The organism is Mesorhizobium sp. M7A.F.Ca.CA.004.06.1.1 (genome assembly GCF_003999135.1).
GTDB lineage: Bacteria > Pseudomonadota > Alphaproteobacteria > Rhizobiales > Rhizobiaceae > Mesorhizobium.
This window is the reverse complement of the sequence record NZ_RZPQ01000891.1, coordinates 1-2,172: the sequence shown is the minus strand read 5'-3', so window position 1 is coordinate 2,172 and position 2,172 is coordinate 1. Positions and strand designations below refer to the sequence as shown.

Genomic DNA, 2,172 nt, shown 5'->3' with positions numbered 1-2,172 from the left:
CACCCGAGGCCGCATCCGAGCCGGCCAGCGACGCGGTATGCGAGACGGTCGCCTGCCTGGCCTGTTCGGAACGGCCGACCTTCATGGCGATGATCGGCTTTTTCAGCTCGCGCGCCCGTGCTGCCAGCCGCTCGAAGCCGGCTACCGAATCGAAAGCCTCGATGTGCAGGCCGAGCGACGTGACCCGCTCGTCCTCGATCAGGCCAAGCGCCATTTCGGACAGCCCGGTCTGCGCCTGGTTTCCGGCGGTCATCAGGAAAGCGATCGGCAGGCCGCGCCTTTGCATCGTCATGTTGATGGCGATGTTGGAGGACTGGGTGATGATGGCGACGCCCTTGCCGCCCTCGGCCAGTCTTATGCCGCCATGCTGGTCGGGCCACAGCAGCGCGCCGTCGGCATAATTGATCAGGCCGTAGCAATTCGGCCCGATGATCGGCATCGAGCCGGCTGCCGCAACCAGCTCGGCCTGCAGCCGCTCGCCGTCGTCGTCGTAGGCCTCGGTCTCAAGGAAGCCGGCGGCAAAGCAGACGGCGCCGCCGGCGCCGCGCTCGGCCAGCGCCTTGATCACCTCGATGGTCAAATGCCGGTTGACGCCGACAAAGGCGGCGTCCGGCGCGTCAGGCAAATCGGCGACCGAACGATAGGCCTTGCGGCCCGCGACCTCGTCCTTGGTCGGATGCACCGGCCAGATCTCGCCGGCAAAGCCCATCTTGATCGATTGCGCGACGACGGCCGCGGCCTGCGCACCGCCGAAGACGGCGATCGATTTCGGCCGCAGGAGACGCTCAAGTTTATGCATATGTTATGCCCCGAACGGACGCAGCAGCGCCCTTGAAATAATGTGGCGCTGGATCTCTGACGTGCCTTCCCAGATGCGCTCGACGCGCGCGTCGCGCCAGATGCGCTCCAGTGGCAAATCGTCCATCAGTCCCATGCCGCCATGAATCTGGATCGCCTCATCGGCAACGTATGCAAGCATCTCGGTGGCCTTCAGCTTGGCCATGGCCATGTCCTGATCGGTGACAGTGCCCTGATCGTACTTCCAGCCGGCTTCGAACACCATCAGGTCGGCGGCCTTCAATTCGGTCGCCATGTCGGCAAGCTTGAACGACACGCCCTGGAACTTGCCGATCTGCTGGCCGAACTGCTGGCGCTGCGCGGCATACTCGATGGCATGGCCAAGCGCCCGCTCGGCGCGGCCGAGGCAGGTGGCGCCGACCTGCAGCCGGGTGGCGCCGAGCCATGAATTGGCGACGTCGAACCCCTTGTGGACTTCGCCCAACACTTGGGCGGCGGGAAGCCGGCAATCGTCGAATTCGAGGATGGCGTTGGTGTAGCCGCGATGCGAGACGTTGCGGTAGCCATCGCGGACGGTGAAGCCCTTCGTCCCTTTGTCGACGAAGAATGCGGTGATCTTCTTGCGTTTGCCGCGCGGCGAATCCTCTTCGCCGGAAGCCATGAAAACGATGGCAAAGTCGGCGAGGTCGGCGTGGGAGATAAAATGCTTGGTGCCGTTGAGTACCCAGTCGTCGCCGTCCTGTACCGCCGTCGCCTTCATGCCGCGCAAATCGGAGCCTGCGCCCGGCTCGGTCATCGCCAGACAGTCCCATTTCTCGCCGCGGATGCAGGGGAACAGGTACTTTTCGCGCTGCTCCGGCGTGCCGGCCAAAAGGATGTTGGAGGGCCGCGCCACGCAGGTCCAGTGCAGCGCGTAATTGGCGCGGCCAAGCTCCTTTTCGTAGAGCAGCCAAGTCACCGTATCGAGGCCAGCACCGCCGACATCGGCCGGCATGTTGGCGGCATAGAGCCCGGCTTCGATCGCCTTGACCTTGATCTCCTCGATCAGGTCGCGGCGCAGCACGCCGGTGCGCTCGACCTCGCGCTCATGCGGGTAAAGCTCGTTCTCGACGAACGCACGCGTCGTCTCGACGATGAGCCTCTGTTCCTCCGACAGCCCGAAATCCATGCTCTCAGCCTTTCTTCTTGCCGGGCTTTTTCTTCGGCTTTTCGGCTTTCTTGACCGGTTTCAAGGCTTTGGCCTTCTCGGCAGCCTTGGAGGCCGTGGGCTTCTTCGCCGCCAGCTTGGCCAGCTGCCTGGTATAGTCCTTGTGCAGGGCGCCGGCGCCCCAGCCCTTGCCTTTGTTCTGCTTCGACAGCGCATCCATGATCTGT

General features: G+C 64.1%; 2 protein-coding genes and 1 pseudogene. All 3 read right to left on the bottom strand.

The features are described from left to right. A partial coding sequence (locus tag EN906_RS31780; RefSeq protein ID WP_164777517.1) for a CoA-binding protein occupies positions 1-799 on the bottom strand: 799 nt, incomplete at its 3' end. A 3-nt stretch (positions 800-802) separates the two neighbouring features. Beyond that, on the bottom strand, positions 803-1,966 hold the full coding sequence (locus EN906_RS31775; protein WP_127269386.1) for an acyl-CoA dehydrogenase: 1,164 nt from the start codon (positions 1,964-1,966) through the stop codon (positions 803-805). Positions 1,967-1,970: 4 nt separating this feature from the next. Then, positions 1,971-2,172 (bottom strand): annotated as a pseudogene (locus tag EN906_RS31770) (L-carnitine dehydrogenase); the annotation flags it as partial.

Excerpts from the sequence above, each read along its gene's own strand:
- EN906_RS31775 (WP_127269386.1), bottom strand. The coding sequence starts at position 1,966 with ATGGATTTCGGGCTGTCGGAGGAACAGAGGCTCATCGTCGAGACGACG.